Here is a 20,190-nt window from a genome sequence, read left to right as displayed (position 1 = left end):
GTGTGCGCCGTAGCGCCCCTCAGGCCTCGATCCCTACCCTATGCCCCGCCATCATCGCCAGCCCTTCATGCAACGCCGGGAACAGGCTGCGATTGAAATTGTTCCAACGCAGTTCAAGAATCGTGTCGTCCTTGTCGATCTCCGTGTTCAGCACGTCGTGAATCACCTCACCTGAATCGATCCCGTTATCGACGTAGTGAAACGAGGCGCCGGTGAGATAAAGCGGCTCTACCGCCACGGTCTCCATCGTCTTCCAGTTCACCACTTTCCTGCCGCGCGCGCCATACAAAGCATCGAGCGTCGCATACGCGCCGCGCCGCTCATACGGCGATTCCGCGCGCGTCACGCCCGGATGAATATTGACGATCTTTCTTTGAAACGGTGCGCCCGGCCGTACAAGTTCATCGAGAATGATCAGCAGTCCGTCCAGCACGACGATATCGGCCTTCAACTCGATCAACGTATCGAGCAGATGTTTCTCAAACCTGCTTTTGCCTGCCGTACGGCTTGCTGCACCGAGCGGTTCACGTCGATACGTCGACGGAATCGCCAGCAGCAGGTCATTCACGGCGTTGCCCTGCACACGCAAATTCGGCGGATAGAACCAGCGCTTGCCCGGCTCATATGAGAAGCCATATTCCTTCAGCTTCTCTCGATCCAAAGCCGAGCCCGCATCGTCGTCATAGATCACTTTCTCCAACGAGTACTGCTCGCCGAGCTCGGTGTCGTTGAGTGCTTCCACGAGCGATTCGAGCACCGACTTCATATAGCGTGTGCTGCTCTTGTATGCGATATCCTGGCCCGCCTTATCGGCGGCGGCGTTTCTCAGAGACCAGATATAAACGAGCTTTTTCTTCAGCATAGTCGGTTCGAATGCGTATCAATAGTTGCAGATGAGATCAAAGCGAGGGGCGTTCGGATGGCGCGTGAAAAAAACTCGGACCCGCCGCGAACGCCTCCCGCTTACCAGTCGTACTTCGCCGTCGCGATCACCGTGCGCGGATTCCCATAGAAGCAGGTATTCACCGACTGGCAACCGCTCACGAAGCGGCGATTGAAAATGTTCTGGCCATTCACCGCGAAGCGCCAGTTGCGCATTTCGTAGTGAATCGCCGCGTCGTACACGGTGTAGCTCGGTACGTAGAGCGAGTTGTCGGCGGCGCCCGCCGCGCCGCTTTGATAGCGGATGCCCGCGGCAACGCCGAGGCCGGCGAGCGGCCCAACGTGCCACGTCCAGTCGCCCCACAGCGAAGCCATCTGACGCGGGCGCGGTATATCCACGGGCCACTTGCCCAGGGTGTCGTCGCCGGCCTTGATGTTTTTCACGTCCTGGTACACGTACGCGGCGATCACTGAGAAGTTACGCGTAACGTTGCCCACCCCGCTCAACTCGATGCCGCGCGAGCGCACTTCGCCGGTCTGCACTGAGGTGCTGCCGGTCGGGTCGAGCGCGAGATCGGGCGTGACGACGTTAGTCTGGTTGATCTGATAGAGCGCCGCGTTCAGCATCAGATTCTTGCCGGCCGGTTGCCAGCGCAAACCGGCTTCGATCTGCTTGCCCTTGGTCGGCTCGGCAATGCCGCCGCCCGCGATCTTCACGCCGACCAGCGGATTGAACGAAGTCGAATAGCTGATATACGGCGAAAGCCCGTAATCGCCGAGATAGACGAGCCCGACGCGACCCGAGAACGCCTGATCGTTCTGCGTGAGCCGCGTGCCGCCTGCGAGATCGTTCTGCGTGGTGTCGCTCCAGTCCTGGCGGCCGCCGAGCGTCAGTACCCAGCGCTGCCACTTGATCTGGTCCTGCGCATACACGCCGAACGAATTGAGCGTCGACTTCGTATCGGTGCGCGGGAACGCGTTCGGGCCGCCGAAAATCGCGTTGGTAATCGGCGTATACACCGGGTTGTACATATTCAGACTCGGCCCGGTCGCCATCGACTCGCTATCGGTCGTGGACTGCCGGTTGTATTCGAAGCCGAGCAGCACCGTATGGTCGAGCGGGCCGGTGCGGAATTTCGCGAGCGCCTGATTGTCGACGTCGAAGCGGCTGTAGTTCAGCTGATACAAGCCGACATAGCGCAGCAGCGATGCCTCGGTGGGGTCGGCCGGATCGAGACCGCCGCCGAACACCTGCCCCTGATCGAGCGACAGGTGCATCAGGCGCGTGTTCTGCCGGAACGTCCAGACCGGATCGAACTTGTATTCAAACTGATAACCCACCGACCACTGCTTCTTGCGGTAGTGGGAAAACTCCGGATCGCCCGTATAGAGATCCGGCGAAATCTTGCCGTTCGGATTCGGCAAAATCGTGCCCTGGGCCGGCAAAAAATTGTTCGACGCATCGCCCCAATCCTGCAGATAGGTCGCCTCGACGGTCAGCGAGGTCTTCGCGTTCGGCTGCCACTTCACCGAAGGCGCCAGCGCCACGCGCTGCTCCGGGTTTGGTCCGGTCTGCGAATTGCCGTCGCGTCCTACCCCCAGGAATCGATATGACAGCGTGCCGTCCTGATCGACCGTGTCGCCCACATCGAAAGCCAGTTGTTTGCGCGCGTAGTCGCCCACCTGCATGTCGACTTCACGGATGCGCTCGCCGTTCGCGAGCTTGCTCTGCACGTCGATGATCGCGCCCGGGTCGCCCTGACCGTACAGAACGGAAGTCGGACCGCGCAGCACCGTGATGCTGTCGATCATGGTCGGATCGACACGCCAGCTCGAGAGATTGAGCGTATTGGGCACCTGCAGTCCGTCGACGAAGACAGTCGGCGTAAAGCCACGCAACACCGAATACCAGTCGGAGCGCACATCGGCGCCGTAGGTCGAAAAGCCCGGAATGTAACGCAACGCCTCATTGATGGAGGTCGCACCGGTTTGCTCGATCTGCTGCGCGGTCACGACGTTGATCGTCTGCGGGATTTCCTTCAGCGGGGTGTCGGTCTTGGTGCCAGTGCTGCTGCGGCGAGCGACGAGACCGACCGTTGCCTCGCTTTCAGCGGCTCCTTTGACGCTGATCGAAGGCAGCGTATTAGCTGGCGTTGCGTCCTGTTGTGCTGTATTGGTCTGCTGCTGTGCACCGGTCGCTAACTGCGCCGCGGGTTGCACCGCCTGCTGCGCCTGCGCGTAACCGGCTGCCGCCGCGTAAAACGCCACGCTTGCCGCGGCTGCGATCGCACGCCGACGCGTGCCTATTGCCCACTCCATCTCTCGATGCTCCAGGTTGTTATGCGGCCAAACGGCCGCGCTTTATCAAAGAGCGAAGGCCATGCGGCGCTTGCTCGTCCCGTTTTCTTCTGCTTGAGTTGTCCGGCTGGCCGACCGGTCTTGTGATGTGTGGCGTGCGAGCGACGCGACGATTTCGTCGGAGCGCAGCGCGAGAACCGACAGCAGCGTGTCGGAAAGCCCGTGGCTGTCTTCACAGCAGCCTTGCAGGTAAATGCGCGGTTTGAAACCTGTGGGCGTGGCGAGCCGGTAATCGCGTTCGACGTTGCCCTGCGCGAGCGCTTCGCCCAGATGCGGCGCAAGACCTTCGAGCAATTCGAAATGCGTGTCGCGGCGATACCCCGTCGCCAGCACGAGCGCATCGAATTGCTCGGCACGCGCATGACCGCTCAGGCGATCGCGCAGCGTGAGTTCGATCTGACCACCAGCCGTGCGCACCGCCGTCTCGATGCCCGTATTCGCCAGCAGCCGGTGACGCGGTTCCGCCGACACGTTCTGCATATAGAGCATTTCGTAGATCTGCTCGATCAGCGGACGATCGACCACCGCATAGTTGGTGTCGCGAAAGCGCTCGATCAGCGAGCGGCGGCCGTCTCTCGGCTGCGCGTAGACGATGTCGGTAAAAGCCGGACTGAAGATCTCGTTGACGAACGGGCTGTCGTCGGCGGGCTTGAGTGCGCTCGAACGGATCACGAGACTCGCGTCGACATGCGGATAGCGGCGCGTCAGATCGACGAACACTTCCGCCGCGCTCTGCCCAGCGCCGATCACCGCCACGCGTTTGCGCGCACTGCCGGCCTCCCCCACCACGCGGTCGATCGAAGTCAGATACTTCGACGAGTGCACGATATTGTGCGAACCGAGTGCGGCAAACGCCTCCGGCACCTGAGCGCCACCGCCGATACCGACCGACAGCGCGCGCGTCACGCGCTGCCATTCGCGGCCCTCTTCGTCACGTGAGAAGACGCGCAGCGCTTCGACCTCGTTCACCTTACCGGCAGCCTTGACCGCTTCGATACCGATCACCGTCTGGCCGTAATGCACGCGTTCATCGAACGACGCAGCCACCCAACTGAGGTAGTCGTGAAACTCGACACGCGTCGGATAGAAACTCTTCAGGTTCACGAAATCCGCGAGACGTCCTCGCTCGAACAGATAGTTGATGAACGTGAAGCGGCTCTTCGGATCGCGCAGCGTGACGAGATCCTTGAGGAAAGAAATTTGCATGCGGCAGTCGTCGAGCAGCATGCCGCGGTGCCAGCCGAACTCCGGTTGGCGCTCGATGAAGCAATGTGCGAGGTCCCCGTGGATCGCCTTGCCGGCCTCTTCAGCGAGGCGCACGGCAAGCGCCAGATTCGACGGCCCGAAGCCGATGCCGATCAGATCAAATACGGTATCTCTGTGCATGTCGCAGGTCCTTATCGGTGTGAGCCGGCGCGCCGGAGGCGCTGGCTGGAGAGAAATGTTTGTTGAGCAACGTAGGCGTTAACCGGCATCCCTAACCTCGACAACGGTCGAGGTCCCGGTAACGATCCGCGCGCTCAGGCCGGCGAAAGTCGGCGCGGCGAACACATCGGCAATGGAGAGTGCGTGCCCGGCTGCTTGCGCTGCGTCGACAAAGCGCACAACGTCGAACGAAGTCGCACCGGCTTCGAACAGATCGTCGTGATGCGCAGGCGTGTTGCCTTCGAAGAGATCGCTCCAGATGCGTTCGAACGCGTCGGCGTGGTCGGTTGCTTCGACGTGAAGTGCGCTGCAGGCATTCATGTCTGCAGCAACGCCAGGCGTTGCAAGAGCAAAGTGTGCCGGCGACGCGCCGAGCGCTTCATGCGGTGCATCGACGAACTGCTGCACCACGCTTAGATAGTCAGCAGTCAACGCCTCGACGAAGCCGCCGTCGACCAGTTCATCCGCATACGAAAACGCGCCCGTCACGCGTCCATCCGGATGCTCGACCACGTCGAGTTCCAGTTCGAAGACGACGCGATGCCGCACGTCGTTGAAATCGTCGAGCGTGAGACCGGCCCAGTCGCGTTCCGCAGCACCAGCCGGGCGCAAGTAGTTGAACATCACCGAGAAAAGCGGATTGCCGGGTTCCGGGCGCGGCGCGCGCAACGCTGCGACCACGTCGGCGAAGGGCGTGTCCGCGTGCGAATAGGCAGCGAGGGCCGCGTCGCGCACTTCGGCCAGCAGCGTGGCGGGCGTGTCTGTTTTCGCAAGCCGTGTGCGCACGACCACCGCGTTGATGAAGAGCCCGAGCGCGCGGCGTGCAGCCTCGCCCGTCAATTCGCGCGTCGATGCGAGAGCGCCGACAGGCTGATCGGTTGCGCCAGTCGCACGATAGAACGCGACGTTCAGCGCGGCGTGCAGCAGCATCGGCAGGGTTGCGTGGACTTCGAGCGCCATTGTGCGGGCGCGCCGCACGACGTCCGGGGCGAACTCGAATGCGAAGCGGCCTGCGGTCCAGCGCGGCATCGCGGAACGGCCCGGCGGCGGCGAAGGTAAAACGTGCGCGGGCGCGTCGGCAAGCACGTCGCGCCAGAAAGACAGGCGCGCGCGCGGCGCCGCGACCGGCAGCACCAGCGCATGTGGCAATGCCGACGACGGGTCCGGAACCGCAGGCGACGCTCCCCGCACGATCGCCACGTAGATCGTGCGGACTTCCTCAAGCCACAGATCGATCGACTGCCCATCCGACACGATGTGATGCACGACCAGCGACAACACATGATCGCGCTCGCCGAGACGCAATAGCCGCACGCGCCAAAGCGGTGCGTCGTCGAGCAGGTCGAATGGGGTCAGCGCGTCTTCGTCGGTCAGCGTAACGGCGGCGGCCTCGGGTGCGGACTTTGCGGTATCTGTGGCTTCTGTGGCTTCGAGCGAAACCAGATCAATCACCGGCAGTTCGAAAGGCGCCACCGCCGCAATCCGTTGGCCCGGCAACTCCCCTTTGCGTTCGACGAGGCGCGTGCGCAACGCCGGATGCCGCGCCGCGGCCCCGGCAAACGCATCACGCAATGCATCGACATCGAGCGGCCCGCGCAGACGCAGCGCGACAGGAATGTTGTAGGCCGCGCTGTCCGGTTGTGCGCGCCACAAGAACCACAGGCTCAATTGTGCGGCGGACAACGGCAACACGCCTGGTGCTCCAGCAAGCACGCGCGGATTCGCCGCCCGGCTCCCGAACCCGGAGTGCAATCCGGACGCCAACCCGGACTCGATATCCACTTCGCCCACCGCCTCACTCCGTGCCGCGGCCATCACCCGCTGCGCATACTGAGCCAGGATCGGCGCTTCGAAGAGCGTGCGCACCGGCACATCTCGCGCGAGCCGCTCGGCTACGCGCGTCGCCACACGCACAGCCGCGAGTGAATGGCCGCCGAGTTCGAAGAAATGATCGCCACGACCGACGCGTTCCACACCCAGCACTTCGCGGAAAATCATCGCGAGCGCCGTTTCGAGCCCGGCTGCGGGCGCCTGATACGCCCGCGCGACGCGCTGCGGCTCGGGCAGTGCGGCGCGGTCCACCTTGCTGTTCGCATTGCGCGGCAACGCATCGAGCACGACGATATGCGCGGGCACCATGTAATCGGGCAACGTGTGACGTAAATGCGCGTCAAGTTCAGCAGCATCTGCACGCGTGTTGCGCTCGCACGCTTCGGCGCTCAACTCCACATACGCCACCAAGGCCGCTTGCGCCCCCTTGCCGTGCACGATCGCCACGGCTTCACGCACATCTTCATGCGCGGCGAGCTGTGCCTCGATTTCGCCTAACTCGATACGCAAGCCACGTAGCTTCACCTGGTGATCGACGCGGCCTATAAAGTCGAACACGCCATCCGCGCGCCGTTTGACGAGGTCGCCCGTACGATAAAGCCGTGCACCTTGCGTACCGAACGGGTCCGGCACGAAGCGCTCTGCGGTGAGCGCAGGGCGATCAAGATAACCGCGTGCAACGCCCACGCCCTCGCCACCCAGATACAATTCGCCGATCACACCCACCGGCAGCGGGTTCAGGCGGGCATCGAGCACATGGGCGGATCGAGCGCCAACCAATGTGCCGATCGGCAGATACGCACTGTCGGCCAGCTTCGCAACATCGTCGGCGGGATAGAACATCCACAGCATCGGCGTGATGACGGTTTCGGTCGGACCATACCCGTTGACGATGCGTGCGTTCGGAAACGCGCGGCGCATCAGCGCAAAGGCTTCGCGCGAAGTCGCTTCGCCGCCCACCGTCAGCGATCGCAAGGTCGGCGGCGCGCCGTGTGCGAGCGCCCATTCGGCAAGCTGCGTCGCACAACCGGGCGGCACGTAGGTCATCGTCACGCCTTCGCGTACCATCATCCGGCAGGTTTGCGCGGGCGGCCACAGCGTGTCGGCGGTGATGGCCACGGCGGCGCCGGACATGTACTGCGAGAACCAGCCCTCGTGGGCGCCGTCGAAATTGACCGACTGGAATAGCAGGAAAACGTCGCTTTCAGCCGCGCCGTAACGCTCGGCAATCGCCGCACAGTGCCGCGCGAACGATTCGTGGTCGACGACCACGCCCTTCGGCTTGCCGGTCGAGCCCGAGGTGTAGATCACATAAGCAGCCTGGTACGGCGAGACGGCAGGCAGCACGATCGGCGCGGTCGATAGATCACCACGCGGCGACTCCTCGTCGATCAGCCAGAGACGCAAACGATCCGACGCCGGCAAAGCGGCCAGGCTGGCGCGCTCGGTAATGACATGGGTGATCTGCGCATCGTCGAGAATCTGTGCGAGACGCTCGCGCGGATGGCTCGGGTCGAGCGGCACGAACGCGCCGCCGGATTTCAGCGCGGCGATCAGGCCGACCAGCAGATCGACCGAGCGGCTCAGCGCCACCCCGACGCGCATCTCCGCCCTCACGCCGGCCGCGATGAGCCGTTGCGCAAGCCGCGTCGCACGTGCGTCCACTTCGCCGCGTGTGAGCGAGCGTTCGAGATCCGCAACGCCGCGTGCATCCGGGCGGGCGTGAGCATGAGCTGCCACGCGCTGATGAACTGGTTTGAAGGATTCCTGATTACTGACTGCCGTGCTGTTCCACGCATCGAGCTGGGCACGCTCGGCTTCGGGCAGCCATTGCAAATCGCCAACCGCCGTTCCCGGGGCCGCGGTAGCGTTCGACAGTAACTCGATGAAACGCGCAGCTAGCCGCTCAACGGCGTCCGCCTCGAAGAGATCTAACGCGTAGATGAAGTAAGCATCGACGGAACCGTCGTCGCGCTCCTCGAAGCTCAGCGTCAGATCGAACTTGGCGAACGGTGCCCCTGATGGCAACTCGGTCATGCGAACGCCCGCAAGCGAAGGCAAACGGCGACACGCGCCGTACGCCGCCATCACCTGAAACAGCGGATGGTGGCTCGCGCTGCGTACCACGCCGAGCGCTTCGACCACCTGTTCGAACGGCACGTCCTGATGCGATTGGGCGTCGATAAGCGTTTGCTGGGTCGCACCGACTAGCGCAGCGAACGGTTGCGTGGCGGGAACCGGCGTCGCCAGCGTCAGCGTGTTCACGAAGAAACCGACGAGCCCAGCCGTTTCACCGCGCTCGCGATTCGCAGCGGGCACGCCGATCCGAATCTGCGCTTCGCCCGAGGAACGCGCGAGCACGGCGTTGAGCGCCGCTAGCAGCACCGCGAACGGCGTTGCGCGTTGGGCATTGGCGAGCGCCTTGACTTGCTGGACGAGCGTGGCATCCAGCACGAACCGGTGCCGCGCGCCACGCGCGCTCCGTTGAGCCGGACGCGGCGCGGCACCCGGCAGCATCAGCACGTCGCGGCTCGCGTCCAGCCGGGCGCGCCAGAATTCAAGCTGACGCTCACGCTCGCCGGCATCGAGCCAGCGACGCTGCCATAGCGCGTAGTCCGCGTACTGGATCGGCAATGGCGTCAGCGACACCGCTTCGTTCTTCGCATACGCGTGATAGAACGACGCCAACTCCGCGAGTATGACGTCCGCGGACCAGCCGTCGGACACGATGTGATGCGTCGTCAGCGCGAGCCAATGCGTCGTCGCGTCGAGCCGGATCAAATGCGCGCGCATCAGCGGGCCAAGCGATAGATCGAAGGCCTGCGCTTCATCGGCTTGCGCGATGGCGGCCGCGCGCGCCTCACGCTCATGCGCGGGCAACGTGCTCACGTCGCTCGCATGCCACGGACAGCGCGACGGCGCATGCACGGTCTGCATCACGCCGTCCGTGCTCTCACTGAAGGTCGTGCGCAACGCTTCATGACGTGCGATCAACGCATCGCACGAAAGACGCAGGGCGTTCGCATCGAGCGCACCGTCGAGCCGCAGACGTTCGGTGATGTGATAGGCCGCCGGCTCGTCGATCATGCGCGCGTGCAGCCACAGACGCGTTTGCGCGAACGAGGCCGGCACGCTAGCGGTTCGCTCGGCGCGCGGCGGAATCGGCAGCACGCGAAAATCGATGCCGGCCGCGTCGAGCTTCGTGAGAAAAACCGTGCGCTGCGCGTCCGGCAGGAGCGCGAAGCGTGTGGCGAGGGAAAGCAGGTCCGGTTTGGCTGTCGTCATGCTGGGTTGTCTCAGTGCTCAGTGCTTGTCGGCGTGTCGGCGTGCCGGCGTGCCGGCGTGCCGGCTTGTCGGCTTGTCGGCTTGTCGGCTTGTCGGCTTGTCGGCTTGTCGGCTTGTCGGCGTATCGGCGTATCGGCGTATCGGCGTATCGACGTGATGGCTTATTGCAGTTCGAGTTCGCCGAGGAGTGCGTCGATCGCGCTCGCGGTATCCCCTCCGGCACCCGCGTCACGTTCGGCCAGCGCGCGATCGATCGCGGCAGCGCAGCGTTGCAGTGTGCGTTGGTCGAATAGCGTGCGCAGCGGCAGGATCAACGTCCAATGCAGATTGGCCTGCGCGTTGGCCTGCGTGGCGAGCAGCGAGTGACCGCCCAGGGCGAAGAAATCGTCGTCGCGGCCGACCACCTCCAGACGCAGCACGCGTTTCCAGATCGCGGCGAGTTCGCGCTCGGTATCGGTTTGCAGAGACGCTGCCATTCCCTCTTCGGCAGAAAGGCGACGAACCGGCGCGGGCAGCGCATGGCGATCGCATTTGCCGTTCGGTGTCACCGGCAACGCCTCCATTTCGATCAGTTGCGCGGGCACCATGTACGCGGGCAATTGGGCACGCAGCGCATCGAGCAACGCATGCGTGTCGATCGTGTTGCCCAAGCCTCGTGCGACGTAGCCGACCAGCTGCTCATCACGCACGATCACCACCGCGTCGTGTACGCCTTGCTCCGCACGCAGCAAGGCTTCGATTTCACCGGGTTCGATACGCTGACCGCGCAGCTTCACTTGCGTATCGATACGGCCGAGATAATCGAGCGCACCGTCCGCACGACGACGGGCGAGGTCGCCGGTGCGATAAAGACGTGCGCCTTGTGTGAAGGGATCGGGGACGAAGCGCTCCGCCGTCAGCCCGGCACGGCCGAGATAGCCGCGCGCAAGTCCAACGCCACCTAAGTACAGTTCGCCAACCGCGCCCTGCGGCAACGGTTGCAGCGCCGCATCGAGTACATGCAGTCGCAGGTTCGCAATCGGATGACCGATCGGCACGGACACGGCGTTTGCATCACGTGCATCGCAGGTCCAGTGCGACACATCGATGGCAGCCTCGGTCGGTCCGTAGAGGTTGTAGAGCCGCGCATTCGGCAAATGCTGCGCGACGCGCGCCACCAGTTCCGGTGCCAGTGCTTCGCCACTTGCCACGATCCGCTCGACCCTCGCGCAGCGAGCCGCAACTTTGAAATCCTCCAGATGGGCAACGAACGCGGCGAGCATCGACGGCACGAAATGCAGCGTCGTGACACGATGCGTTTCGATGGCCGCGATCAGACGCGCCGGATCGCGATGATCGCCCGGCGCCGCGATAGCGAGTTTCGCGCCGACGGCGAGCGGCCAGACAAACTCCCATACCGATACGTCGAAGCCGAACGGCGTCTTGTGCAGCACGACATCTTCAGCGCCCAGCCGATACGCGTCCTGCATCCACGCGATCCGGTTCGCAAGCGCGCGATGCGTATTGCCCGCGCCCTTCGGCTTGCCCGTCGAACCCGATGTGTAGATCAGATAGGCGAGTTGTTCAGGCGCGACTTCCACCGCCGTGGCGAGCGCGGCCCCGGTGCTGAGCAGTTGGTCGACGGTCAGAATCTTGACGTCGATGCTTTCGACCGCCGCGACGACGCGCTCACGCAGATGCGTTTGTGTCAGCACGACCGCCGGGTTTGCGTCGTTGAGGAGATATGCGATGCGTTCGGCCGGATAGTCCGGGTCGACAGGCAGATAGGCAGCACCCGCTTTCAGCACGCCGATCAGCGCAACCACCATGTCGAACGAACGCTCGACGCACAACGCGACCGCCGTATCCGGCTGCACGCCTGCTTCGATGAGCGCAGCCGCGACCCGGTTGGCGTTCGCATCGAGCGCGCCGTAGGTCATCTGCTGCATCCGCCCTTGCGGATCGGTGAATTCGAGCGCGATTGCGTCGGGGCGCGCGAACGCAGCCTGTTCGAACTGCCGATGCAGTGGTTGTTGCTGCGCTGGCGGCCAGGATTGCGCGGTCGCATTTGCGTTCGCCAACGTGGCGAGATCGTCGGCGGTCGCAATCGAGATCGTGTCTAACTGTGCGTGCGGATCGGCGATCAAACCGGCCAGGCACGCGGCAAATGCGCGATGCAATGCGGCCACGCGTGCTTCGTCGACTTGTGCAGCGTCGTAGCCGTAATCGATCGTGAGCGTCGTGCCGGCTTCGATCACCAGGGTGAGCGCGAAATCGGTTGCTTCGATATTGCGCAGATCACGCAGCTTGAGCGCGCGTTCGTCGCGTCCTTGCCACGCTTCATCGACCGGATAGTTTTCGAAGACGACCAGCGTGTCGAACAGCGCGCCGCCACCTTGCCCCGCCCACTGCTGAATTTCGTAGAGCGGCGTGTGCGCGTGTTCCGCTGCAGCGGCGTTGTCGCGCTGTAGTTCCTGTAGCCATGCCGACGCACAGCGCTGCGGCGACGGCGCGGTGATGACCGGCAGCGTGTTGATGAACAGGCCCAGCACCGTGTCGGCATCGGGTAGTGCGTCGGGGCGGCCCGCCACGGTCGCGCCGAATGCGACGGCGGTGTGATGCGTCATGCGTTGCAGCGCGAGTGCCCATGCGCCCTGCACCATCGTGTTGACGGTGACTTTCAGACGGCGCGCGGTTTCGGTGAGACGTGTCGTGGTCTCGGCATCAAAGGATTCGCGGCGCGTGAGATGTTTGGCGACGCGAGGGCGTTCGGGGCCGCGCTCATGTTCACTGTCGTGGTCGTGGTCTTGGTTGCGGTCTTGGTCGCGGTCGCGCTCACGGTCGGCAACCAGCGTCGGTTCATCGATAAGCGCTAGACGTTGCAACCAGAACGCGCGCTCGCCTTCAACATCGCGCGCCGCAAGCCATGCGATGAAATCGCGGTAGCGTGTTTTGGCCGGTGCCGCGAACGGTTGCGGACGCCGCGCCTCGATATAGTCACGCAGCACGTCGGCGAAGAAACGCGCCGTGCTCCAGCCGTCGAGCAGCAGATGATGACGGGTCCAGACAAGACGCCATGCTTCATCCGTGATGCGGATCAACGCGACGCGCATCAAAGGCGGCGACGTCAGATCGAAACCGCGCGCACGGTCGTCCGCAAGCCAGGTTTCAAATGCATCGAGCGCACCGTCACCTCGATCGCGCCAATCAATGATCTCGACCGGCATGCGCGCCTGACGATGCACGATCTGCATCGGCGTGGCTTCATCCGGTGTGAATCCGGTGCGAAGAATGTCGTGACGCGGCACCGCGCCCTCGAACGCGGCGCGCAAACGCTCGACGTCCGGTTCGTTCAACGTCGCGACCAGTTGATTCACATACGTCGATTGCTCAGGGGCGAACAGCGAGTGAAACAGGATGCCGTGCTGCATCGGCGAGAGCGGGTAGATGTCGTCGATGGTGCGCAGATCGAGCGGCAGGCGTTCCAATGCGGCCTGCGTGAGGCCTCCGGTGCGCGCGAGCGGATAGTCGCCAGGCGTTGCCCCGCCGCCGCGTTGCGCGAGACGCGCCGCGCAGGCGGCGGTCAACCCGGCCAGCGCGGTTTCGAAACGCTGCGCGAGCGCTTCAATCGTCGCGCGCTCGAACTGCGTCGCGCCGTACACCCAATGGATTTTCAGCGTGCGCGCGGTGTCGCCGTCGACATACGCATGAATCGCCAGCGCGTTGCCGATCGGACCAGCGGGATCGCGCTCGCAGCCCGCGCCGCCGAAACGCGGCACCAAAGCAGCCTCACGCGACGCATCGAACTGGCCGAGATAGTTGAAGGTCACATGCGGTCGCGGCACGGCGGCGAGCGTCGCGCGCGTCGTCGCGTCGCCGTAGTGACGCAGCACGCCGAAACCGAGCCCCTTGTTCGGTACCGCGCGCAGCGTGTCCTTGACCGCGCCGAGCGTCGCCGCCGGCGTGCTTTCGACAGCGAACTGCACGGGGTAGTGGCTCGTCAACCAACCGAGGGTGCGGCTCGCGTCGGCGTCGTCGAACAACGCCTCGCGGCCATGACCTTCGAGCTCGATGCGGCAGCGAGACATACCGAGCGACTGCGCCAACGCCGCGATCAGCAGTTCGATCATCTGCGTGCGATAGGCGGCGTTTGCCTCCGTCAATACGGCGCGCGTCAGCTCGGCGTCGATCGTCTGAATGACGGTTTGCGCGTCCGCATTCGTCGCCGTGGCTTCTGGATGGTCGAGCGGCAGGTCGTCGTACGGTGCGGCGAGCGCGGCCCAATACGGCATTTCGGTGGCGAACGGTGAGTTCGTTGCGTCGGCTGTGGCCGAACACGACACCTCGGTGGCGGTATGCGAGTTCGTTGCGTCGAGCGCCGCGCGAGCGAGCCGCGCGGCCCACTCCTGCGCGCTCGTGCCCGTCGACGCAAGACGTACCGTGCGACGCTCGCGCGCCGCTCGATAGGCAGCGTCGAGATCGTCCAGCAACACGCGCCACGACACGCCGTCGACGATCAGGTGATGAATCGCCAGATAAAGCTTCGTCGTCCCGTCAGGCAACAGCGCGGCGAGCGCGCAAACGAGCGGGCCGCGCGTCAGATCAAGCGTGCTTTGCAACGCGTTGAACTGGGCGAGCGCGTCGCTTTCGTCGCGTGCGGAAGCGACTGCGAGCGGCAGTGCCTCGAACGCGCGCGCGGCGAACGTGAGTTGCCATTCTTCATCGGGACCGCTCGGGGCGAAACGGTGACGGAAAATCTCGTGATGTGTCAGCAGCGTTTCGAATGCGCGGGCAAAGGCGTCGGAATCGAACGGCGCCTCGGCATCGAGTTCGATCGATTGATTCCAGTGACCACGCTGCGGAATATCCAGCGCGAAGAAGCGAAGTTGCGCAGGGGTGAGGGTCGTGGGTTGTTCGAACGCCGACGGCGATGCTTGTGCTTGAGATGCAGGCGATGTGGAATGCGCTTTCGATGCAGCCGGTGCCGCGGCATCCACCGTTGTGGCAACACATGCGAGTTGGGCCAGCGTCGGCGCGTCGAACAATTGCTTCGGCGTAAAGCGCACACCGCGCTTGCGTGAGCGCGCGATCACCTGCAACACCAGAATCGAATCGCCACCCAGCTCGAAGAAATTATCATCACGGCCCACGCGTTCGGCTTTGAGCACTTCCTTCCAGACTGCGGCAAGCGCCTCTTCCGTCGCCCCTTGCGGTGCGTCGCCTTCAGAAACGGACGGCGCCGGCGCAGCGGCAAGCGCACGCAATGCCGCTCGATCGACTTTGCCGTTCGCGGTCACAGGCAGCGCGGCTACGATCAGCAATACTGCCGGCACCATGTAGTCCGGCAGCCGCACGGTCAACGCTGCGCGTAAAGCCGGTTCGTCGAGACGTGTACCGTTAGACGGAGCCACGAACGATGCCAGGCGCAACCGCCCTTCATGCTCCACGGCAAGCGTTTCCGCCTGAGCGACGCCCTCGAGAGCGCGCAGTGCCGCACTCACCTCGCCGGGTTCGACGCGATAGCCGCGAATTTTCACCTGATCGTCGAGACGCCCAAGAAAATCCAGCCGACGGTCGGCGCGCAGCTTCACGCGGTCGCCCGTTCTGTAGAGACGCTCGCCCGGCGCAAACGGATGCGGCACGAAGCGCTCGGCGGTCGCGGCTGCGCGGTTCAGATAGCCACGTGCGAGACCCGGACCACCGAGATACAGTTCGCCAATGCCACCGGGCGGCACGCTTGCGCCGTGACTGTCTAGCACGCATGCATAGGCATTTGGCAGCGGCAGGCCAAGGGGCACGGATTGCGTGGATGGTGCGATTTTCTCGACATCGCACGCTTGTCCGGCGTGAACATTGGGTAAGCGCAATCCAACCTGCGCCGGCGCGGACGTGTCGCAAGTCAATGCGCCGACCGTTGCTTCGGTCGGGCCGTAGTGATTGATGACGCGGCACGCCGGCTTAAGCGCCGCGATCCGTTCGACTAGCGACCACGGTAGCGTTTCGCCGCCCGTGACCAGCGCGTGAGCAGGTAGCACGTCGGCCGCTCGCTGTGCATCGAGCAGTGCATGCAGATGGCTCGGCACGATCTTCAATACGCCGACGTCGCGCGTGCGCATCTCGTGAGCGAAGCGATCGGGATCGAACGAGCATTGAGCCGGCAGAAGATGCAGCGTGCGGCCCGAGCAAAGCGCGCCGAATAGCGTCGTATGACCGAGGTCGGCGGCGACGGTGGAGACCATCGCCATCGAAGCGTCGGCGGCAAAGGCGAGTTCGTCCAGCATGCCTGCGACGTAATCGGCCAGCGCGTGATGTGAGATCACAACACCCTTGGGTGCGCCGGTCGAGCCTGATGTGAAGATGAGATAGGCGGCCTGGTCGGGCAGCGGTGCGGGACGGGGGGCGTTGGTGGTGTGGTTGGCGTTGGTCTCTACGCCAACCTCTGCGCTAGCGTCCAAGTTAATATTCGAGTTGACGCTAACGGCGACATTCATCCCCGCAAGCGATGAGCCTTCGGCGAGCGAAGCAAGCGAATCGAGATCGAGCGTTCTCGCATTGCCCGGCACCAGCGCGGCCTGCACGCCCCCCGAGGTCAGCATCCATTGCGCACCGCAGGCATCCACGGCAGCCGCCAACCGCTCGTGCGGCGCAGCCGGATCGAGCGGCACCGCGTAGGCACCCGACTTCATCACGCCAATCAGCGCCACCGCGAAACGCACCGAACGCTCGATGCATACCGCAACCGGCTGCTCCGCGCCAACCTTGCGTTGCTGCAAGGCGAGTGCAATGCGCTCCGATGCGTCGTCAAGTTCGGCGAACGTGAGCTGCGTGTCGGCATCAACAAGCGCGACGCGATGCGGTGTTTCACTCGCGTGGCGCGCAAAAAGCGTAAGCACGCTATCTGCCTCAAGCGGAAGCGCCCGCCCCTGTCGCGCCGCGCCATATCCAACCCCATCCGCGCAGTCGAGTTCCGCAATCGCGCGTTGCGGATCACGCACCGCGTCGGCAACTAGTGCCGCGTAGCTATTGAGCCACGCCTGCGCGGCCCCTTCATCGATGCCGTCGAGCGCATACGCGACCACCAGTTCGATACCACGCCGATCGTCGGTGAAATCGAGTGCGAGATCAAAGCGGGCGGCGAGATCGAGCCCCGGCGACATCCGCACCGACGCGCCCGGCAATTCAGCCGTCAATTCCAGATCGAACTGCTGCGCGAATTTGACCTTGAGCCACTCTTCACCACGCCGCACCGGCGGCTTGATGGCGTCGAGCACCTGATCGAACGGTACGTCCTGATGCGCGAAGGCATCGAACGCCGAGCGGCGCACGCCGTCGAGCAATGCAGCGAACGATTGGCCTGGCGCGACACGCGCGCGCAATGCAAGTGTGTTGAGAAACAGGCCGACCAGTGGTGCGGTTTCCGCACGTTGCCGATGCGCAATCGGTGCGGCAACCACGATGTCGGTCGCACCGGTCAGTCGATAGAGCCACGCGTCGAAAGCAGCCAGCAGCACGGTAAAGGGGGATGCCTGTGCGCGCCGCGCGGTTTCGCGCACCGCGGCGGAGATCTCCTGCGGCAGCCGCAATGCGAGACGGCCGCCGCGATAGTCGCGTTGCGGCGAGCGCGGCCGGTCGAGCGGCAATGCCAACGGTTCGGGCGCAGCGCGCAACGCATCGCGCCAATACGTGAGCTGTCGCTCGCCTTCGCCTGCGGCGAGCCAGTCGCGCTGCCATTGCGCATAGTCGGCGTATTGGACCGGCAGCGCGGGCAATTGCGGCGTACGTCCCGTCGCGAATGCCGTGTAGGCCGCTTGCAGTTCGCCGAAGGCGCAACGCGAACTCCAGCCGTCGCTGATCGCATGATGAGTCGTCAACAGAAAGCGCTGCGCGTTGTTGGTCAGCGTGATGAGCGTGGCACGCACCAGGGGGCCATTCGATAGATCAAACGCTGCGCCGACGTGTTGCTCCGTCAACTCCCCGAGCCGCGATGCGCGCTCGGCCTCACTGCTGGTGTGCAGATCGATTGCGGCAATCCGCACCGGCAACGCAGCATGAATGCGCTGCATGACGACGCCATCCTCGGTTTCGACGAGCGTGGTGCGCCATGCCTGTTGACGCTCGATCAGACAATCGAGCGCGCGTTGCAGCGTGCCGATGTCGAGCGCGCCTTGCACGTCCCATTGCACGGCGACGTGATACGCCGAGCCGGCATCCTGGGTTTGCGCGAGCACCCAGAAACGCTGCTGCGCGAACGAGGCGGCACGGTCGGCGAACGCGGTAGTTGCAGGCTGCAGGACCGTGATCGGCTGGTGCCGGTCCACAGCCGATTCCGGCTCGCTGGTATCGATCAGCACCGCGAGCGTCTCGAGCGGCTGATCGTCGAACAACGCATCAAGCCGTAGGTTCACGCGCCATTCGATCCGGATCGCCGCCTGCAATTGCATCGCCGCAAGCGAATCGCCGCCGCGTGCGAAGAACCGATCCGTGCGGCCGATCGGCGCGGGATCGTTCAGGAATGTTTGCCAGATATCGGCAAGGCGCTGCTCGGTGACGGTTTTGGGCGCGACATAATCGGCGGCGGCTGCAACCGGCAGTGCCGCCACAGCATCGCGCAAAGCAGCGCGATCGAGCTTTCCGTTCAGCGTATAAGGCAGACGTGCAAAGCGCGCAAAGCGATGTGGCAGCCACGCTTGCGGCAAATGCGCGGCGAGATGCGCCTGTAGTGCTGCGTCGCTGAGTGCTCTTTCGTCGCGAACTCCTTCGCCGTGTGTTGTGCCGCCGTGTATTCCACCGCCATGCGTCGCATCGCCGTGCGCTCCTTCACCACGTACCTTCCCGCCCACCACTTCTTTCACCACCACACAGGCGATCAGCTGCGTCCTGCCGGCCGTTGTCTCGGCGAGCACACCCGCATCGACGATGGCCGGATGCGTCAGCAGACATGCCGCGATCTCGCCGGGCTCCACACGAACGCCACGCACTTGCACCTGATCGTCGATGCGGCCGAGATAATCGAACGAGCCGTCCTCGCGCTCACGCGTGAGGTCGCCGGTGCGGTAGATCCGTTCACCCGGTTCGCCGTTTGCGTCCGGTAAAAAGCGTTCGGCGGTGAGCGCCGCGCGGCCATGATAGCCACGCGCGAGACACACGCCGCCGAGCAACAGCTCACCGGCCTCACCGCGCTGCGTTGCGTCTTCAATACGCGCCACACGACGCCCGATCGGCCAGCCGATCGGCAGCGACGCATAACCGTTGCCCGCTTCGAGCGCCGGCATCGTGTCTGGGTCGACCGGCCACAGCATCGGCGAAATCACCGCTTCGGTTGGCCCATATCCGTTGACGAGACGGATCGACGGGAACACACGGCGAATCTCGTCGAAGCTGTCCTGCGACATCGCCTCGCCGCCGAACAGCAGCACGCGCAGCGAAGGCGGCACGCCGAGGCGCGCGCAAATGTTCGCGAATTCGCGCAGATAGGCGGGCGGCAGCGTGGTATTGGTCACGCCTTCGCGCAGCATGAAGGCATGCGTGGCTTCCGGCGGAAACGGCGGCGGATCGCTGATCACCACGCTGCCGCCGACTGCGAGCGGCACCAGCCATGCTTCGATCGAGACGTCGAAATTCACCGACGCGAAATGCAGCACGCGATCGGTGCCGTCGATCGGCAACGACTCAGCGAGTGCGTCGCCGTGCGCGGCGAGCGGCCCGTGTTCGACGGCAACCGCTTTCGGCATGCCGGTCGAGCCGGACGTGTAGATCATGTAGGCGGCCGCGCGCGGATGTACCGGCTCGTCATCGCCATCGAAGCGCGGCGCTGTGACGTCTGTCAAAGCATCGTTTGCGACGTCGAAACACTGCGCGAAACGCGCGCGCATTGCCGCATCGGCGGAAGCGTCGACAATGCCGTGAGCGAGACCCGCATCCTGCGCGACCCAGTCGAGGCGCGCTGCCGGATGACGCGGATCGAGCGCGACGAACACGCCGCCCGCCTTCAGTACGGCGAGCAGTGCGACAAACAGATCGCACGAACGCGCGACACACACGCCAACGCGCACTTCCGTCGTGACGCCTGCCGCCCTCAACTGTGCAGCGAGTCGAGCCGCGCGGCTATCCAGCTCGCCGCGCGTCAGGCGCACGGTACGCGGCGTGAACGACGCCAGCGCGGGCGCATCGGGTTCGATACGCGCCAAAGCGCGGATTCGGTGGTGCAACGCAATCGGGAAGCTCGTCATGGGCGTGAAATCCGTTAGAACTGGCCGCGTCGGCCAAGTCGCAGGCCGCAATGGGCCGCTTCATTGGTGTGACGATCCGCAATCGCAAATCTTTACCGCCGGTTACGATTTATTCGGACTGCATCCTTTTATCCGCGGACGGTAGTAAGCGGAGGCAAACGGCGATAGACGGTAAATGTTTGCAACGCCCATTCGTCTAACA

Annotated in this window: 5 protein-coding genes; all 5 read right to left on the bottom strand. The window is 64.3% G+C overall.

Features of this window, described 5'->3' with window-relative positions:
• Positions 1-19: 19 nt before the first annotated feature.
• The 5 genes from HHL24_RS02090 to HHL24_RS02070 all read right to left on the bottom strand — a co-directional run bounded on the left by HHL24_RS02090 (position 20) and on the right by HHL24_RS02070 (position 19,988).
• On the bottom strand, positions 20-862 hold the full coding sequence (locus HHL24_RS02090; RefSeq protein ID WP_169483731.1) for a formyltransferase family protein: 843 nt from the start codon (positions 860-862) through the stop codon (positions 20-22).
• Positions 863-963: 101 nt separating this feature from the next.
• Positions 964-3,201, bottom strand: a complete 2,238-nt coding sequence (locus tag HHL24_RS02085) for a TonB-dependent siderophore receptor (protein ID WP_169483730.1) — start codon at positions 3,199-3,201, stop codon at positions 964-966.
• Between the two features lie 45 nt (positions 3,202-3,246).
• Complete coding sequence (locus tag HHL24_RS02080) at positions 3,247-4,626, bottom strand: lysine N(6)-hydroxylase/L-ornithine N(5)-oxygenase family protein (protein ID WP_169483729.1); 1,380 nt, start codon at positions 4,624-4,626, stop codon at positions 3,247-3,249.
• A 78-nt stretch (positions 4,627-4,704) separates the two neighbouring features.
• Positions 4,705-9,780, bottom strand: coding sequence for a non-ribosomal peptide synthetase (locus HHL24_RS02075; RefSeq protein WP_169483728.1), 5,076 nt, complete (start codon positions 9,778-9,780; stop codon positions 4,705-4,707).
• A 161-nt stretch (positions 9,781-9,941) separates the two neighbouring features.
• The gene (locus HHL24_RS02070; protein WP_169483727.1) at positions 9,942-19,988 is read right to left on the bottom strand and encodes a non-ribosomal peptide synthetase; all 10,047 of its coding nucleotides are present in this window, start codon (positions 19,986-19,988) and stop codon (positions 9,942-9,944) included.
• Between the last annotated feature and the right edge of the window lie 202 nt (positions 19,989-20,190).

This window comes from Paraburkholderia polaris (assembly GCF_012927345.1).
Lineage (GTDB): Bacteria > Pseudomonadota > Gammaproteobacteria > Burkholderiales > Burkholderiaceae > Paraburkholderia > Paraburkholderia polaris.
The sequence above is the reverse complement of the archived record's forward strand: the minus strand, read 5'-3'. Positions and strand labels throughout refer to the sequence as shown.

What these genes read in the sequence shown, in the direction of transcription:
- HHL24_RS02085 (WP_169483730.1), bottom strand. Translation starts at nt 3,201, where the DNA reads ATGGAGTGGGCAATAGGCACGCGTCGGCGTGCGATCGCAGCCGCGGCA.
- HHL24_RS02075 (WP_169483728.1), bottom strand. Translation starts at nt 9,780, where the DNA reads ATGACGACAGCCAAACCGGACCTGCTTTCCCTCGCCACACGCTTCGCG.
- HHL24_RS02080 (WP_169483729.1), bottom strand. Translation starts at nt 4,626, where the DNA reads ATGCACAGAGATACCGTATTTGATCTGATCGGCATCGGCTTCGGGCCG.
- HHL24_RS02070 (WP_169483727.1), bottom strand. Translation starts at nt 19,988, where the DNA reads ATGACGAGCTTCCCGATTGCGTTGCACCACCGAATCCGCGCTTTGGCG.
- HHL24_RS02090 (WP_169483731.1), bottom strand. Translation starts at nt 862, where the DNA reads ATGCTGAAGAAAAAGCTCGTTTATATCTGGTCTCTGAGAAACGCCGCC.